A 1,285-nucleotide genomic window follows, 5' to 3' on the forward strand; every position below is an offset into this window, starting at 1 on the left:
GCTCATCACCAGCGGGTGCAGCAGATGGCCCTCGATCTGGCCGATGATGACGATCAGCGCGACCACGATGGCCGCGGTGACGGGCCCCTTCGCCGCGAGGGCGACCACCGCGGCCACCGCGAGCGCGACCGGCGATCCGATCAGCGGTACGAACGCGGCGAGGAACTCCAGCAGGGCCAGCGGGACGGCCAGCGGGACCCCGAGGAAGTAGAGGGCCACCCCGACGAGCAGCGCGTTCGTCGCCGCGACCAGCACGATCCCGTGGGTGTAGCCGGTGAAGGTGCTCCAGGCCGCGCGCCCGCCGCGCGCCACCCGCCCCCGTGCCCCTTCCGGCAGCTGCGCGCAGAACCACGCCCACTGGCGGGAGCCGCCGTGCAGGAAGAACACCGAGGAGAACACCGCGAGCGCCAGCGTGGTGAACACCTGCACCAGCTGTCCGGCTCCGCTGACGGCCGTGTTGAGCAGCGTCGAGCGGTGGGTGGAGAGGTAGTCGCCGATCTTCGCCTGGAGGTCGCTGAGCGCGTGCGGGTCCAGTTTCAGGGGCGGCCGGGCCAGCCACCGTTCGATGCTGGCCAGGCCCTCGCGGAACTCGCGGACCAGGCTCGCGCTCTCCCCCGCCACGGCCTCGCCGACCAGCGCGAGCACGCCGAGCAGCAGCACCGCACTGCCGATCAGGCTCACGGCGACCGCGAGGGAGCGGGGCATCCGGCGGGCCAGGAGCCGGTTGAGCGGGGTCAGCAGGGCGGTGATGACCAGGCCGAGGAAGAGCGCCACGGTGATCTCGTGGAAGCGGCCCAGCACGACGAAGACCGCGTACACGGCGGCTCCCACGACCAGCAGGCGCCACGCGTAGGACGCGGCCGTACGCAGGAGCGGGGACACCGGCGGCATGCACCATGGGTGCCACGGCGGGCGGCGGCTGCCACGCGCGGGACCGCGGATTCGCCCGTCCGGGGAGAAAATGCGTTGCCCGGGCGCATCCGGCCGCGCACGATGGCCCGTCGTGAGTAGAACCCGCCTGTCCTCCGTACTGCCCGATCTGTCCCCGTGGCACTCCAGCCGTGACTTCCGGCTCCTCTTCTTCCAGGGAACGGTCACCTTCTTCGGCTCGTTCATGGCGATGATCGCCCTCCCGCTCCAGATCAAGCACCTGACGGATTCGCCGCTGGCGGTCGGTGCCATGGGCGCGGTGGAGCTGGTCCCGCTGGTGGTGTGCGGGCTGTACGGGGGCGCGCTCGCCGACGCCGTCGACCGGCGGCGGCTGATCCTGCTCACCGAGGCCGGG

2 protein-coding genes are annotated in these 1,285 nt (G+C 72.2%); one reads left to right on the forward strand and one right to left on the reverse strand.

Features of this window, described 5'->3' with window-relative positions; translation table 11 throughout:
* On the reverse strand, nucleotides 1–891 hold an 891-nt coding region (locus tag ACFV0Q_RS41730; RefSeq protein WP_385013344.1), incomplete at its 3' end, for an AI-2E family transporter.
* A gap of 70 nt (nucleotides 892–961) precedes the next feature.
* Here ACFV0Q_RS41730 and ACFV0Q_RS41735 point away from each other — a divergent pair.
* The coding region (locus tag ACFV0Q_RS41735; RefSeq protein WP_385013346.1) for an MFS transporter at nucleotides 962–1,285 on the forward strand (324 nt) is incomplete at its 3' end.

It is taken from the genome of Streptomyces sp. NPDC059564 (assembly GCF_042735575.1).
In the GTDB taxonomy this organism is placed as follows: Bacteria; Actinomycetota; Actinomycetes; order Streptomycetales; family Streptomycetaceae; genus Streptomyces.